This window comes from Microbacterium lushaniae (assembly GCF_008727775.1).
Taxonomy (GTDB): Bacteria; Actinomycetota; Actinomycetes; order Actinomycetales; family Microbacteriaceae; genus Microbacterium; species Microbacterium lushaniae.
This window is the reverse complement of sequence record NZ_CP044232.1, coordinates 2374601-2388226: the sequence shown is the minus strand read 5'-3', so window position 1 is coordinate 2388226 and position 13626 is coordinate 2374601. Positions and strand designations below refer to the sequence as shown.

General features: G+C 70.9%; 14 protein-coding genes and 1 pseudogene. 5 read left to right on the top strand and 10 right to left on the bottom strand.

The window, feature by feature from the left end; translation table 11 throughout:
- Positions 1 to 27: 27 nt before the first annotated feature.
- Positions 28 to 1224: an AI-2E family transporter gene (locus tag F6J85_RS11435; protein ID WP_150925112.1), complete on the top strand. Its 1197-nt coding sequence runs from the start codon at positions 28 to 30 to the stop codon at positions 1222 to 1224.
- Positions 1221 to 2471, top strand: coding sequence for a threonine ammonia-lyase (gene ilvA / locus F6J85_RS11430; protein WP_150920601.1), 1251 nt, complete (start codon positions 1221 to 1223; stop codon positions 2469 to 2471). The genes F6J85_RS11435 and ilvA overlap by 4 nt, the downstream gene beginning before the upstream one ends.
- Positions 2472 to 2492: 21 nt before the next feature.
- Here the strand turns inward: ilvA and greA are convergent, their stop codons facing one another.
- Together greA and F6J85_RS11420 are read right to left on the bottom strand one after the other, a co-directional pair.
- Positions 2493 to 2984: a transcription elongation factor GreA gene (greA, locus tag F6J85_RS11425; RefSeq protein ID WP_150925110.1), complete on the bottom strand. Its 492-nt coding sequence runs from the start codon at positions 2982 to 2984 to the stop codon at positions 2493 to 2495.
- Positions 2985 to 3075: 91 nt separating this feature from the next.
- Positions 3076 to 3471 (bottom strand): DUF4307 domain-containing protein, encoded by a 396-nt coding sequence (locus F6J85_RS11420; RefSeq protein ID WP_150925109.1) that lies wholly within the window; start codon positions 3469 to 3471, stop codon positions 3076 to 3078.
- 64 nt (positions 3472 to 3535) lie between these two features.
- Here F6J85_RS11420 and F6J85_RS11415 point away from each other — a divergent pair, with 64 nt between their 5' ends.
- Positions 3536 to 3820 (top strand): hypothetical protein, encoded by a 285-nt coding sequence (locus F6J85_RS11415; RefSeq protein WP_150920604.1) that lies wholly within the window; start codon positions 3536 to 3538, stop codon positions 3818 to 3820.
- A 5-nt stretch (positions 3821 to 3825) separates the two neighbouring features.
- Here the strand turns inward: F6J85_RS11415 and trhA are convergent, their stop codons facing one another.
- Complete coding sequence (gene trhA, locus F6J85_RS11410) at positions 3826 to 4566, bottom strand: PAQR family membrane homeostasis protein TrhA (RefSeq protein WP_238706936.1); 741 nt, start codon at positions 4564 to 4566, stop codon at positions 3826 to 3828.
- A gap of 67 nt (positions 4567 to 4633) precedes the next feature.
- Between trhA and F6J85_RS11405 the strand changes: the two genes are divergently transcribed.
- Together F6J85_RS11405 and F6J85_RS11400 are read left to right on the top strand one after the other, a co-directional pair.
- The gene (locus F6J85_RS11405) at positions 4634 to 5419 is read left to right on the top strand and encodes an isoprenyl transferase (protein ID WP_150925107.1); all 786 of its coding nucleotides are present in this window, start codon (positions 4634 to 4636) and stop codon (positions 5417 to 5419) included.
- Between the two features lie 180 nt (positions 5420 to 5599).
- Positions 5600 to 6949, top strand: a complete 1350-nt coding sequence (locus F6J85_RS11400; RefSeq protein WP_150925105.1) for a PhoH family protein — start codon at positions 5600 to 5602, stop codon at positions 6947 to 6949.
- A 280-nt stretch (positions 6950 to 7229) separates the two neighbouring features.
- On the opposite strand, the gene F6J85_RS11395 is transcribed toward F6J85_RS11400, so the two are convergent.
- The 7 genes and pseudogenes from F6J85_RS11395 to xseA form a co-directional block, all read right to left on the bottom strand.
- Positions 7230 to 7886, bottom strand: coding sequence for a response regulator transcription factor (locus F6J85_RS11395; RefSeq protein ID WP_150920607.1), 657 nt, complete (start codon positions 7884 to 7886; stop codon positions 7230 to 7232).
- Complete coding sequence (locus F6J85_RS11390) at positions 7883 to 9310, bottom strand: sensor histidine kinase (protein ID WP_150925103.1); 1428 nt, start codon at positions 9308 to 9310, stop codon at positions 7883 to 7885. Before F6J85_RS11390 ends, F6J85_RS11395 begins: the two co-directional genes overlap by 4 nt.
- A gap of 52 nt (positions 9311 to 9362) precedes the next feature.
- Positions 9363 to 10757 carry a class II fumarate hydratase gene (locus F6J85_RS11385; protein ID WP_150925101.1) on the bottom strand — a complete coding sequence of 465 codons (1395 nt, stop codon included), beginning with the start codon at positions 10755 to 10757 and terminating at the stop codon, positions 9363 to 9365.
- A gap of 37 nt (positions 10758 to 10794) precedes the next feature.
- Positions 10795 to 11405, bottom strand: a pseudogene (locus tag F6J85_RS11380) (carbonic anhydrase).
- 38 nt (positions 11406 to 11443) lie between these two features.
- Positions 11444 to 12073, bottom strand: a complete 630-nt coding sequence (locus F6J85_RS11375) for a DUF4245 family protein (protein WP_150925099.1) — start codon at positions 12071 to 12073, stop codon at positions 11444 to 11446.
- Positions 12073 to 12309, bottom strand: a complete 237-nt coding sequence (locus F6J85_RS11370) for an exodeoxyribonuclease VII small subunit (protein ID WP_150925097.1) — start codon at positions 12307 to 12309, stop codon at positions 12073 to 12075. Before F6J85_RS11370 ends, F6J85_RS11375 begins: the two co-directional genes overlap by 1 nt.
- 1 nt (position 12310) lies before the next feature.
- Positions 12311 to 13615 (bottom strand): exodeoxyribonuclease VII large subunit, encoded by a 1305-nt coding sequence (xseA, locus tag F6J85_RS11365; RefSeq protein ID WP_150921080.1) that lies wholly within the window; start codon positions 13613 to 13615, stop codon positions 12311 to 12313.
- Between the last annotated feature and the right edge of the window lie 11 nt (positions 13616 to 13626).

The following is a 13626-nucleotide window of genomic DNA, read 5'->3' as shown; positions in this document are numbered from 1 at the left end:
GCCGCGCGCGACGCCTAGACTGGCGTGATGACCGGCTCCGGACCCGACGCACGCGGTTCGTTCTTCGGTGCCTTCCGGCGCCCCGTCGAGCCCGCGCCACCTGCCGCGACCGAGGATCCCGTCCCGCGCGGACTCCGGGTCGCCACCGCCTACGCGTGGCGACTGCTCGTCCTGGCAGCCGCGGCCGGCGTGACGATCTGGCTCGTCATCCAGCTGAAGCTGCTCATCATCCCGCTGCTCATCGCGATCCTGGTGTCGGCGCTGCTGTCGCCGGCGTTCTCGTGGATGCTGCGGCATCGGTGGCCGCGGTGGCTCGCGATCGTCGTGTCGGTGATCTCGACCCTCGCGATCGTGACCGGCCTGCTGTGGCTGGCCGTGTGGCAGATCACGCGGCAATGGGGCGACGTGCGCGACCGCACCGTGGAGGCCACCGCGCAGCTGCGGCAGTACTTGATCGACGGTCCGCTGCATCTGACCGCGACGCAGATCGACGACGGCCTGAACCAGGCCTTCGCCTTCCTGGAGGAGCAGGCGGAGCTGCTGTGGTCGGGTGCGCTGGCCATCGGCACCACCGTCGGCCACGTCGTGACGGGGATCCTGCTGACCCTGTTCATCCTGCTCTGCCTCCTCGCCGACGGGGGCGGGATCTGGCGCTGGACGACGCGCCTGTTCCCGCGGAAGGCGCGACCGGCGGTGGACGGCGCCGGACGCGCCGGCTGGGTCACCATCGTGAACTACGCCCGCACGCAGCTCCTCGTGGCCTCGATCGACGCCGTGGGCATCGGCCTGGGCGCGTTCTTCCTGGGCGTGCCGCTGGCCATCCCCATCGGCGTCCTGGTGTTCCTCGGCGCCTTCGTGCCCTTCGTCGGCGCGGTCGTCACGGGGGCTGTCGCCGTCTTCGTCGCGCTCGTGTACAACGGGCCGTGGATCGCCTTCTGGATGCTCGTCGTGGTGCTGGGGGTCCAGCAGCTCGAGAGTCACGTCCTGCAGCCGCTGCTGATGGGCTCGGCGGTCAAGGTCCACCCGCTCGCCGTCGTGCTCGTCGTCGCCGGCGGCGCGATGGTCGGCGGCATCCCCGGAGCCCTGTTCGCCGTGCCCCTGGCCGCGTTCGTCAACGTCGTGGCCGTGTACCTGAGCAGACGATCGTGGGAGAGCGGGCAGCCACCGGCCGCCGCCGACCTCATCTGGAGTACCGTGCCGCGCCGACGAGGGAACACCGCATGACCGTATCCGCATCTCCCGCCGTGACCGCTCCCACCCTGGCCGGGTTCGAGGATGCCGCGGCCGTCCTCGACGGCATCATCGCGCGCACGCCGCTGGATGAGTCCCAGCACCTGAGCGAGGTGCTGGGGGTGCCGGTGCATCTGAAGCTGGAGAACCTGCAGCGCACCGGGTCGTTCAAGATCCGCGGCGCCACGTATCGCCTGTCGCGTCTGACGGCCGAGGAGCGCGCCCGCGGCGTCGTGGCCGCGTCGGCGGGGAACCACGCCCAGGGCGTGGCGCTGGCGGCACAGCAGCTCGGCATCCCCGCCACGATCTTCATGCCCCTGGGCGTGCCCGTTCCCAAGCTGCTGGCCACGCGGGGCTACGGCGCGGAGGTCATCCTCGAAGGCGCCACCGTGGAGACGCCGCTGCGCCTGGCCGCCGAGTACGCCGAGCGCACGGGGGCCGTGCTGATCCACCCCTTCGACCACCCCGACATCGTGCTGGGGCAGGGGACCCTCGGCCTGGAGCTGTTCGAGGAACTGCCCGACCTGGCCACCGTCGTGGTCGGGATCGGCGGCGGGGGCCTGGCCGCCGGCGTCGCGGCAGCGGTCAAGCTGCGCGCGGCGGCGGTGGGGCGCACGGTCCGCGTCGTCGGCGTGCAGGCGGAGAACTCCGCGGCCTATCCGTCCTCCCTCCAGGCCGGTCGTCCGCTCGTGGTGCAGACGCGTCCCACGATCGCCGACGGCATCGCGGTGGCCCGCCCGGGTGATCTGACGTTCGCGCTGGTCCAGGAGTACGTCGACGAGGTCGTCACCGTCACCGAGGACGACATCGCGCGCGCCCTGCTGGTGCTGCTGGAGCGTGCCAAGCAGGTGGTCGAGCCCGCCGGTGCGGCCGGGGTGGCCGCCATCCTCGCGGGCAAGGTCGCCGCCATCGGCCCCACGGTGACGGTGCTGTCGGGCGGCAACATCGACCCGCTGCTGCTGCAGCGCGTCGTGGCGCACGGCCTGGCCGCCTCCGGGCGCTACATGACGCTGCGCATCCCACTGCCCGATCGCCCCGGCCAGCTCGCGCGCGTGGCGGAGCTCCTCGCCGAGGCGGGGGCGAACGTCATCGAGGTGCTGCACACCCGGCACGGGCAGGGCCTTCAGATCAGCGAGGTGATCCTGCAGCTGAGCGTCGAGACGCGCGGCGCCGACCACCAGGCCGTGGTGATCGCGACATTGGAGGCCGCGGGGTTCGAGTCGACGATCGTCGCCGACTGACCCCTCACCGGCCGGGCGCGGTCACTGACCCGAGTACGTCTCCACCTTGACGACCTCGACCGGGATCTCCCGGCCGTTCGGCGCCGTGTAGGAGCCCTTGTCGCCCTCGCGCATGCCCATGATCGCGGCGCCCAGGGGGGAGGCCTCGCTGTACACGTCGAGTTCGGAGTCGACGGCGATCTCGCGATTTCCGAGGAGGAAGACCTCTTCCCCGCCGGCCACGAGGGCCGTCACGACGGTGCCGGACTCGACCACGCCCGTGCTCTCGGGAGCCACCCCGACCCTGGCGTTCTTCAGCAGGTGCTGGAGGGTGCGGATGCGCGCCTCCTGCTTGCCCTGCTCGTCCTTGGCGGCGTGGTAGCCGCCGTTCTCCTTGAGGTCGCCCTCTTCGCGGGCGGACTCGATGCGCTTGGCGATCTCCTCGCGCCCCGTGGTGGAGAGGTGCTCGAGCTCGGCGGCGAGCCGATCGTAAGCCTCCTGGGTGAGGAACGTCACCTGTGCGTCGCTGGACACGTCGCTCTCCTTCGTTCGGGTGGCCCGGTGCGAACCGGGCCCGGGATATCGAAACGCCCCGGCTCAGGCCGGGGCGTCGTATCCGGATATGCTACGGGACCCAGCAGCTGTTAACCAAACCGGTCGTGGCCAGCGCGAGGGTGGGGATCGTCTCGGTGAACGCGCGTTCATGCGCGTCGGCGGCGGGATACTCCACGATGCGCCACCCCACGACGCCGTGCTCCTCGTCCTGCGCCTCCAGGGCGCACGCCACCGGGGCGCCGGGGGGAGCGGTGATCTGGAACACCACCGTGACGGTGCGCTCGTCCGCGACGTCGTAACCGGTCCCGACCACGTCGACGGCGTTGAGCGTGCGGGCCACGGTGCTCCACCCGAGGGCGACCACCAGCGCCGAGGCGATGACCCCGACGATCACCCAGCCGACCACGCGCCGGGTGCGAGATCGCCGCCGGCCGTATCGCTCATCGAGCAGCTGCTGCGTGGTCATCGTTCCTCGGGTCGTTCTAGGCTGGTCTTTCCAGGCTATGCGCTCCGGCGCGGAACGAGGACCAATGTACGACCTGCTCATGGCCGCCGCCGCCACTCCGTCGCCTACGCCCCAGGCGCCGCCGGCCGAGCTCGTCACCCCCGGTCCGTGGGGGTTCGTCGTGATCGCCGTGCTCACGCTGGCCGTCGTGCTGCTCGTGATCGACATGCTCCGCCGCATCCGCCGCAGCGGCTACCGCGAGGACGTGCGAGCCGAACTGGACGCCGAGGAGCAGGCACGTGCGTCCACGCGCGCCACCGACACCGACGATGAGGACATCGACCCCGGCGACGATCCCGCGCGGCGGTAGCGTCGTCAGCCGGCGTGGTAGGCCGGATGCAGCGCGATGAGCAGGCTCGCCGCCCAGTGGCACAGGAACGCCAGGACGGTGCACACGTGGAAGATCTCGTGGAAGCCGAAGTGCCCGGGCCACGGATTGGGCCGCTTCAGCGCGTAGACGACCGCACCCGCGGTGTACAGCAGTCCGCCGATGAGGACGAGCGTCATCATGGTCGCGTTGGCGTCGAACAGGTCGAACAGGTACATCACCGCCGCCCATCCCAGGGCCAGATACAGCGCGACGTACAGCCAGCGCGGAGCGTGCAGCCAGAACACCCGGAAGAGGATCCCCACGATGGCCCCACCCCAGACGACCGACAGCAGGATGACGGTCTTCTGCGTGGGCAGGGCCAGCACCGCCAGCGGCGTGTAGGTGCCCGCGATCAGGAGCATGATGTTGGCGTGGTCGATGCGCTTGAGCACGGCCAGCGTCCGGGGCTTCCAGTCGAAGCGGTGATACAGCGCGGAGCTGCCGAACAGCATCATCGAGGTGACCATGAACACCGCCGAGGCCCACTTCGCCGGTGCGCCCTGGGCGACGCTGATCAGCACGATGCCGGCCACGATCGCGATCGGGAAGGTCGCGGCATGGATCCACCCCCGCCACGTGGGCTTGATGTCGCTCTGTGCGCCGACGGCCCCCGCCTCGATCAAAGGCAGCTCGGGGAGGTGGGCGTCCTCGGATTCCACGTCGGGATCGGGCGTGCGTCGGGTCACCTTCCCAGCCTAAAGGTCGCCGTATGCCGGACGGGGAACACACGGGGGCGGGGGGTAGCGTAGACGCGTGAGCGGAGGCGGCGGCAACCAGGGCAGAGGACCGCTGTATCGGCTCTACATCAACCGCCTGCGCCGACGGCTGCGCCCCGAGGCCGTTCCGCACCACGTGGCCATGATGATCGACGGCAACCGGCGGTGGGCGCGGCAGCTGGGCTACGAGACGGCCGCCCACGGCCACAGGGCGGGCGCGGCGAAGATGCGCGAGTTCCTGCGCTGGTGCGACGACCTGGGCATCGAGGTCGTGTCGCTGTACCTGCTCTCGACGGACAACCTCCGCAAGCGCGAGTCGCGCGAGCTCGCCGACCTGATCGACATCATCGCCGAGCTCGCCGACGAGCTCTCCCGCGAGCCGAACTGGCGCGTGCAGCACGTGGGCCGCGCCGACCTCCTGCCGCCCGACCTGGCCCGCGTGCTCGCCGGCGCGCAGGAGCGCACCCGTGAGCACACCGGGCTGCACGTGAACCTGGCCGTCGGCTACGGCGGTCGCAGCGAGATCGTGGACGCCGTGCGCAGCATCATCGCCCAGCACGACCGCGAGGGTGGTTCGCTGGAGGAGCTGGCGGCGAGCCTGACCCCCGAGCAGATCGGCGAGCACCTGTACACCGGGGGTCAGGCCGACCCCGACCTCGTGATCCGCACGTCGGGGGAGCAGCGCCTGAGCGACTTCCTGCTGTGGCAGAGCGCACACAGCGAGTTCTACTTCGTCGAGGCGCTGGGCCCCGACCTGCGTGAGGTCGACTTCCTCCGCGCCATCCGCGACTTCGCCGATCGCGACCGCCGCTACGGCGGCTGACACGGACTATTCACGTGCGCGACATCCTCGCGGGCGTGTCGCGGGCCTCCCCGTCGGGGTGCCGGTCGTACGGTGATCGCACCGGGCACGGAGTCCGGTCGGGTCGGCCTTCCGGATCGCGACTCGCTACCCTGGTCGACTCGTGACTGCCGGGTGACGCACCCGGGTGGGGAGTGGGTTGTGACCGCACGAGCACCGCAGCAGCAGAGCCGGGAATTCACCGACGAGACCACGGAGCAGGATCTCCGTACGTACGTGCTCGACACCTCGGTGCTTCTGAGCGATCCGCGCGCGTTCTTCCGCTTCGCCGAGCATTCCGTCGTGATCCCCGTCGTGGTCGTCACCGAGCTGGAGAGCAAACGGCACGACCCCGAACTGGGCTACTTCGCCCGGCAGGCGCTGCGCCACCTGGACGGGCTGCGCGTCGAGCACGGGCGGCTGGATTTCCCTGTGCCCGTCGGTGACGGCGGCACGCTGCGCGTGGAGTTGAACAACACCGACCCCGCCGTGCTGCCCTCGGGCATGCGGCTGGGCGACAACGACACCCGCATCCTGGCCGTCGCGATGCATCTCGCCCAGGACGGCAGCGAGGTCACGGTCGTCTCCAAAGACCTCCCCATGCGCGTGAAGGCGGCGTCACTCGGCCTGCACGCGGAGGAGTACCTCGCCGAGCAGGCGGTCGATTCGGGGTGGACCGGCATCGCCGACCTCAACGTCGGCGGCGACGACATGAGCGACCTCTACGAATCGGAGGTCGCCTCCAGCGACGACGTGGTGGGGCTGCCGGTGAACACGGGCCTCATCATCCACTCCGAGCGCGGGTCGGCGCTCGGGCGGGTCACCGGCGACGGCGCCTACCGCCTCGTCCGCGGCGACAGGGAGGTGTTCGGCCTGCACGGCCGCTCCGCCGAGCAGCGCATCGCGATCGACCTGCTGCTGGACCCCGAGGTGGGCATCGTCTCCCTCGGCGGCCGGGCGGGCACCGGGAAGTCGGCCCTGGCGCTGTGCGCGGGCCTGGAGTCGGTGCTCGAACGCCAGCAGCAGCGCAAGATCATCGTGTTCCGCCCGCTGTACGCCGTCGGCGGTCAGGAGCTCGGCTATCTGCCGGGGGATGCCGCGGAGAAGATGAATCCGTGGGGCCAGGCGGTCTTCGACACGCTCGGCTCGGTCGTGTCGCCCAACGTCCTGGAGGAGGTGCTCGCACGCGGCCTCCTGGAAGTGCTTCCGCTCACGCACATCCGCGGACGCTCGCTGCACGACGCGTTCGTGATCGTCGACGAGGCCCAGTCGCTGGAGCGCAATGTCCTGCTGACCGTCCTCAGCCGCGTCGGCCTGAACTCCCGGGTCGTCCTCACGCACGACGTCGGTCAGCGCGACAACCTGCGCGTGGGCCGCCACGACGGCATCGCGTCGGTCATCGAGACGCTCAAGGGGCACGCGCTGTTCGGGCACGTGACCCTCACGCGGTCGGAGCGCTCGGCGATCGCCGCCCTGGTCACCGATCTGCTGGAGGCCGGCGAGCTGTCGTAGGTAGACGCCACGGCTTAGATGAGAGCACTCTCACTCCCGGTTCCGCCTGCTCTCACGAATCTGGCCCATGATGGATGCAGCGAGGGAGACCTCGCACCGCCCCTGCGGCGGATACCCCCCAATAGAGAAGAACGGGCCCGACCAGGTCCGTCGTGGAGAAGCATCACCGCGTTTTTTCGGGTAACGCGGTGGATGCGCCCGGAGTTCCCCCCGATTCCGGCCCTCCCATAGCCCCCGGCGTCCCCCAGCGCCGGGGGCTCTCTCTTTGCGGGAGGGCGGATCACTCCCAGCGGTAGCCGGCGCCCCGCACCGTCGAGATGCATTCGTGCCCGAATTTTCCCCGCAGGTAGCGCACGTACACGTCGACCACGTTGGAGCCGGGATCGAAGTCGAGCCCCCACACGCGGCTGAGCAGCTGCTCGCGGCTGAGCACCTGTCCGGGGTGGCGGAGGAACTGCTCCGCCAGGGCGAACTCGCGCGCGCTGAGGTCGATCTCACGGCCGGCCACGGTCGCCCGTCTGGTCAGCACGTCCAGCGACACGTCGCCGTGGACGACGGCGATCGTGCCGGTCTGCACGGTCTCCCGCAGGCGGGAACGCACGCGGGCGAGCAGCTCGTCGAACTTGAACGGCTTCGCGACGTAGTCGTTCGCGCCGGCGTCCAGGCCGTCCACCGTGTCGCGCGTGCTGGAGCGGGCGGTGAGCATGATGACGGGAAGGGTCGACCCCTGTCCCCGCAGGTCGCGCAGCACCTCGAAGCCGTCCATCGTGGGAAGCCCGATGTCCAGGAGCATCAGGTCGACCTCACCCGACAGCGCGGCCTCGAGTGCGTCGCCGCCGTCCTCGACCACCCGGGTGCGGTAGCCGGCGGATTCCAATCCGCGGCTGATGAAGGCCGAGATGCGGTTCTCGTCTTCGGCGATGAGGATGAGCGTCATCCGGAGGCCTCTCGCTGCTGGACCACGTCACCGGCGCGCACGGGCGCCGGCAGGTCGGCCGGTGCCCGCCCGCGTCCGGGCGGGATGTGGATGGTGAAGGTGGCGCCGCCGCCGGGCGTCTCCGTGACCGTGCAGTGGCCGTCGTGGCCTTTCACGATCGCGTCCACGATGGCAAGTCCCAGCCCCGAGCCGCCGACGGTGCGGCGTCCCTCGGCGCGGTCGAAGCGGCGGAAGATGCGATGGCGGGAAGCGGGCGGGATGCCGGGGCCGTGGTCGCGCACCCACAGGTGCGCACCGGCGTCGTCCACGGAGCTGCCGATCTCCACCGGCGTGCCCTCGGGGGTGTACTTCGCGGCGTTGTCGGCAAGCTGCAGCCACGCCTGGAGCAGGCGGTCGTAGTCGCCCTCGACGCGCCCGTAGCCGCGGGATTCGACGCTCCACGTGTGGCCGGGGATCACCGCCACCAGCTCTCCCACACGCGCCGTCAGCGCATCGACGTCGATCATGCTCATCGACAGGGCGCCGTCCTCGACCGCCGCGAGAAGATCGATGTCGTCGACGAGACGGGTCATGCGGTCCAGCTCCGACATGCCGATCTCCCGCGTGGTGGCCACATCCACCGGATCGGTGACGTCCATCGTCTCCAGATGCCCCCGCACGATCGTGATGGGGGTCTTCAGCTCGTGCCGGACGTCGTCCAGCAGCTGGCGCTGCACGTCGACGGAGACCTCGATCCGGTCGAGCATGGAGTTGACGGTGCGCGTGAGGTCGGAGATCTCGTCGTTGCCGTCGGCGGGGAGGCGCGCGCCGAAGTCGCCGATCGTGACGGCGTCGGCGGTGGCGCGGAGATCGCGCAGCGGCAGGAGCAGTCTCCCGATGACGAACCACCCGACCACGCCGATGGCCAGCAGCATCCCGAGCCCGGTCACCGTGTAGGTGAGGATGCCGGTGACCACGAGCTCCATGCGGGCATCCAGCAGCACGGCGTGGGCGATGACAGCGCCGTCTACCGGTACGGCGACGTACCGCAGCGTGCCGTGGTCGCCGCGCACCGTCCCGTACTCCACCGCTGCCGGCGAGGACTCCGCCAGCACCCGCACGAACTCCTCGTCGTCGGCGAGGTGCAGGCCCGTCGCGCTGGGCGCAGCGGCGATCACTTCACCGTCGGCCACCGCGATCGTGCCGTCGGTGCGGTCGGGGACGATGCTGCGTACGACGTCGACGACGGCCGCGCGGTCGGGCATCGGCTCCGCTGCCACGGTCGTGGCGAACGTGCGCAACTGCCCGTCGACGGCACGCAGGACGCTGTCCTGCTGCACCCAGAACGTGATGCCGCCCACCACGACGAGCCCGGCGCACGCGACGGCGAGGACGGCCCCCAGGATCCGCGCGCGCGCCGAGACCGTTCTCGGCGGGCGGTTCATCGTTCGATTATCGCGCGCGCCGGGACCGAACCCGCTACGCGCGGGGCACGGCTCACCCCGGGTGCGTCATGGACAGCAGGTCGAGCTTGGCGTCCAGCGCCTCCTCGGTGAGCTCACCGCGCTCGATGTACCCGAGCTCGATGACGGCCTCGCGCACCGTGATGCCCTTGGCGACGGAGTGCTTGGCGATCTTGGCGGCCGCTTCGTATCCGATGAGCTTGTTCAGTGGGGTCACGATGGAGGGAGACATGCCCGCGTAGGCGGCGGCGCGCTCGACGTTGGCCTCCAGGCCGTCGATCGTCTTGTCCGCCAGCACGCGCATCGTGTTGGCGAGCAGGCGGATGGATTCCAGCAGTGCCGTGCCCATCACCGGGATGGCCACGTTCAGCTCGAAGGATCCGGATGCGCCGGCCCACGCGATCGTGGCGTCGTTGCCGATCACCCGCGCGCACACCATGAGGGTGGCCTCGGGGACGACGGGGTTGACCTTGCCCGGCATGATCGAGGACCCCGGCTGCAGGTCGGGGATGTGCAGCTCGGCGAGGCCGGTGTTCGGCCCAGAGCCCATCCAGCGCAGGTCGTTGTTGATCTTCGTCAGCGACACCGCGATGGTGCGCAGGGCACCGGATGCCTCGACCAGCCCGTCGCGGTTGGCCTGGGCCTCGAAGTGGTCCTTCGCCTCGGTGATCGGCAGCTCCGTCTCGTCCACGATGAGCTGGATGACCTTCTGCGGGAAGCCCGCGGGGGTGTTGATGCCGGTGCCGACGGCCGTGCCGCCGAGGGGGACCTCCGCGACGCGGGGGAGGACGGCCTGGACGCGCTCGATCCCCAGGCGCATCTGGCGCGCGTAACCGCCGAACTCCTGGCCCAGGGTCACGGGCGTGGCATCCATGAGGTGCGTACGGCCGGCCTTCACGACGTCCTTCCACGCCTCCGACTTCTCCTCGAACGCCACGGCGAGGTGGTCCAGCGCGGGGATGAGGTCGTCGATGAGGGCCTGCGTCGCGGCGATGTGCACCGAGGTGGGGAAGACGTCGTTGGAGGACTGCGACGCGTTGACGTGGTCGTTGGGGTGGACGGGCCAGCCGAGGTCGCGCGTGGCGAGGGTGGCGAGCACCTCGTTCATGTTCATGTTCGACGACGTGCCGCTGCCGGTCTGGTAGACGTCGATGGGGAACTGGTCGGCGTGCTCGCCCGCGATGATGCGGTCGGCGGCGCGCGCGATGGCATCCGCGACGGCGCCGTCGAGGGTGCCGAGTTCCTTGTTCGCCAGTGCCGCGGCCTTCTTGATGCGCGCCAGCGCCACGATCTGCGCCGGATCGAGGGCGTCACCGGAGATGGGGAAGTTCTCCACCGCGCGCTGGGTCTGCGCGGCGTACAGCGCGTCCTTGGGAACGCGCACCTCGCCCATGGTGTCGTGCTCGATGCGGTACTCGGTCTCGGTCACGTCGTCGTCCTCCTGTTGCCGATGGGTGGTCTGGATGTCAGGGCAGCGGGTCGCCCGCGTCGCCCACGATCACGACGGGAGCCGCGGTGCCCTCGGCGAGTCGGTAGTTGGCGCCGACGATCGCCAGACGGCCTGCCGCAACGGCCTCGCTGATGAGCTCGGATGCGTGCAGCAGCTGCGTGACGGTGTCGCGCAGGTGCACGCGACCGACCTGTTCCGGGTCGATCGCGTCGTCGGCGGCCGTCGGGTCGGCGCGCTGCACGCGCCGCACGGCCGGCACGATCGAGGCGATCTGGCGCCAGATGAGCGGCGGCAGCAGCGGGGCGTCGGCCTTGACGCTCTCGATCGCGGCGCCCACGGCGCCGCACGCGTCATGGGCCAGCACGACGATGAGCGGCACCTCCAGCACCGCGACGGCGTACTCCAGGCTCCCCACGACCGAGTCGGAGATGATCTGGCCGGCGTTGCGGACGACGAACAGGTCGCCCAGTCCCTCGTCGAAGATGATCTCCGCCGCCAGGCGCGAGTCGGAGCATCCGAACAGCGCCGCGCGGGGCCGTTGTCCGCCGGCCAGTTCGTTGCGGCGTTCGACGTCCTGCCGGGGTGGCGGGGTTCACCCGCCACGAAGCGGGCATTGCCGTGCCGCATCTCATCCCACACCTCGCGGGGCGTGGCGGCGGGGGCGGTCACGGGGCCGCTCGCAGTTCGGTGATCTGAGGCGCGAGCTCCTCGGCGAGCGCGGCGGCGGTCTCGGGGGAGGAGGAGCCGTAGACGAGGATGCGGTCGGCTCCGGCTTCGGTGCCCAGCGCGTACGACACGTTGCCGGCTCGCGACGGGTCGGACACGTGGTACTCCTCCCACACGATCCCCGCGATCGTCACGGTGCCGTCGGGGCGGGTGCCGGCGAGCAGCTCGAGCGGCCACGACTCGTCGGCGTCGAAGCCCTGCGACACGCGGAGGAAGCCGGCGGTGCCGGAGGGGACGGCCACGACCGTCCACGCGTCGACGCTGCCGCCCTCCAGCGATGCGGCGTTCACGCGCCAGTCGTCGGGAAGGTCGGGGTCGAGCACGGGGCGCTGCAGCGTCTCGCTCAGCGCCGCGGCCTCGGCCGTGACATCGATGGGGGGTGGGTCGGGGATCTCGCCACGGGGCACGCCGAAGATCACCACGGCGACCACGGCGAGGATCACCCCGAGGGCGACCAGCAGATTGCGGAAGGTCTTGCTCGATCGGTAGGCCTGCGATGACGCAGCCTTGCGGGCGGCGGTCTCATCCGGAGTCTCGGGGCGGCCGAGCTCCGCCACGACGCGGGCCATCACGACTCCGACGCGTCGGCGCGGGCGGCGTCGAGCCGGCGCTTGGCCCCCAGCAGCCACTCCTCGCAGCGCGCCGCGAGGGCTTCGCCGCGTTCCCACAGCGTCAGGGATTCCTCAAGAGTGGGAGCGCCCTGCTCGAGTTCGGCGACGACGCGGACGAGCTCGTCGCGGGCCTGCTCGAATGAGAGAGCCGCGACATCGGCGGAGCCGGATTGCGACGCGGTCATGGCTTCCATCCTAGTTGTCCCCGCCCTGCGTCGCCGCCGCGCCGGACTCCTGCACCGGGCCTTCGGAGCGGGCTGCGAACGAGCCCTGCGCCACCGTCACGAGCACGTCGGCGCCCGCGGGGGCCTGCGCGGCGTCGCGCACGATGACCCCGTCGCGCAGGTGCGCGATGGCGTAGCCGCGCGACAGGGTCGCCAGCGGCGACAGTGCCCGCAGCGAGGCGCGCAGCTCCCTGGTGCGCCGGTCGTCGGCGGCCACCCGGCGATCGAGGATGTCGCGGCCGCGGTTGACCAGCATCCACGTCTCCTGCGCTCGTCCGGTCAAGAGGGCGTCGGGGGTGCGCAGCACCGGACGCGAGCGCAGCTGCTCCAGCTGGGCGATGTCATGCGAGACACGCTGGGAGAGGCGGCTGCTCAGGCGTGCGCGCAGCTGCGCGACGAGGGCGCGCTGCTCGCTCACGTCCGGCACGACGCGCTTGGCCGCGTCGGTCGGCGTCGACGCGCGCAGATCCGCGACGTCGTCGAGCAGGGGGTGGTCGTTCTCGTGCCCGATCGCGCTGACCACGGGGGTGGATGCGGCGGCCACCGCGCGCAGGAGCCGCTCGTCGCTGAAGCCCAGGAGTGTCTGCGGATCGCCGCCGCCTCGGGCGATCACGATCACGGCGACCTCGGGGTCGGCATCCAGCGCCTTCAGCGCCGCGATCGTCTCCGGAACGCACCGGTCGCCCTGCACGGCGGCGTGCTTGGTGCGGATGCGCACCTGCGGCCAGCGCAGCTCGGCGTTCCGGTGCACGTCCTTCTCGGCGTCGGAGTTCTCGCCCGTGATGAGCCCGATGAGTCCGGGGAGGAACGGCAGGCGCTTCTTGCGCGAGGCGTCGAAGAGCCCCTCGGCCCGCAGCTTCGTCCGCAACTGCTCGAGGCGCTCGAGCTGGTCGCCCAGGCCCACGTGACGCATCGCGGAGACGGCGAAGCTGAAGTCGCCCGATCGGGGGAAGTAGTCGGCCTTCACGCACGCCACGACGTGGTCGCCGGTGGCGAAATCCTTCGGGAGGCGCTGGGCCGTGCTCGACCAGACCCGGAAGGAGATCGTGGCGTCGGTGGTGAGGTCTTTCATCCGTCCGAAGATGTTGCCCCCGCGGAGGTTCCACGACGTGATCTCGCCCTCGACCCACACCGAGCCCCAGCGGTCGACGAAGCCCCGGATGGTGTCGTTCAGGCGCGCGACCGAGGTCGGAGCGTGCACGGTGGAGTCCCGCGGCGGCACGGAATCGGGCGGCGGGGGCTGCCCCGGAACGGTTTCGGGCTGGAACGTGGTCATCGCTTCTCGCA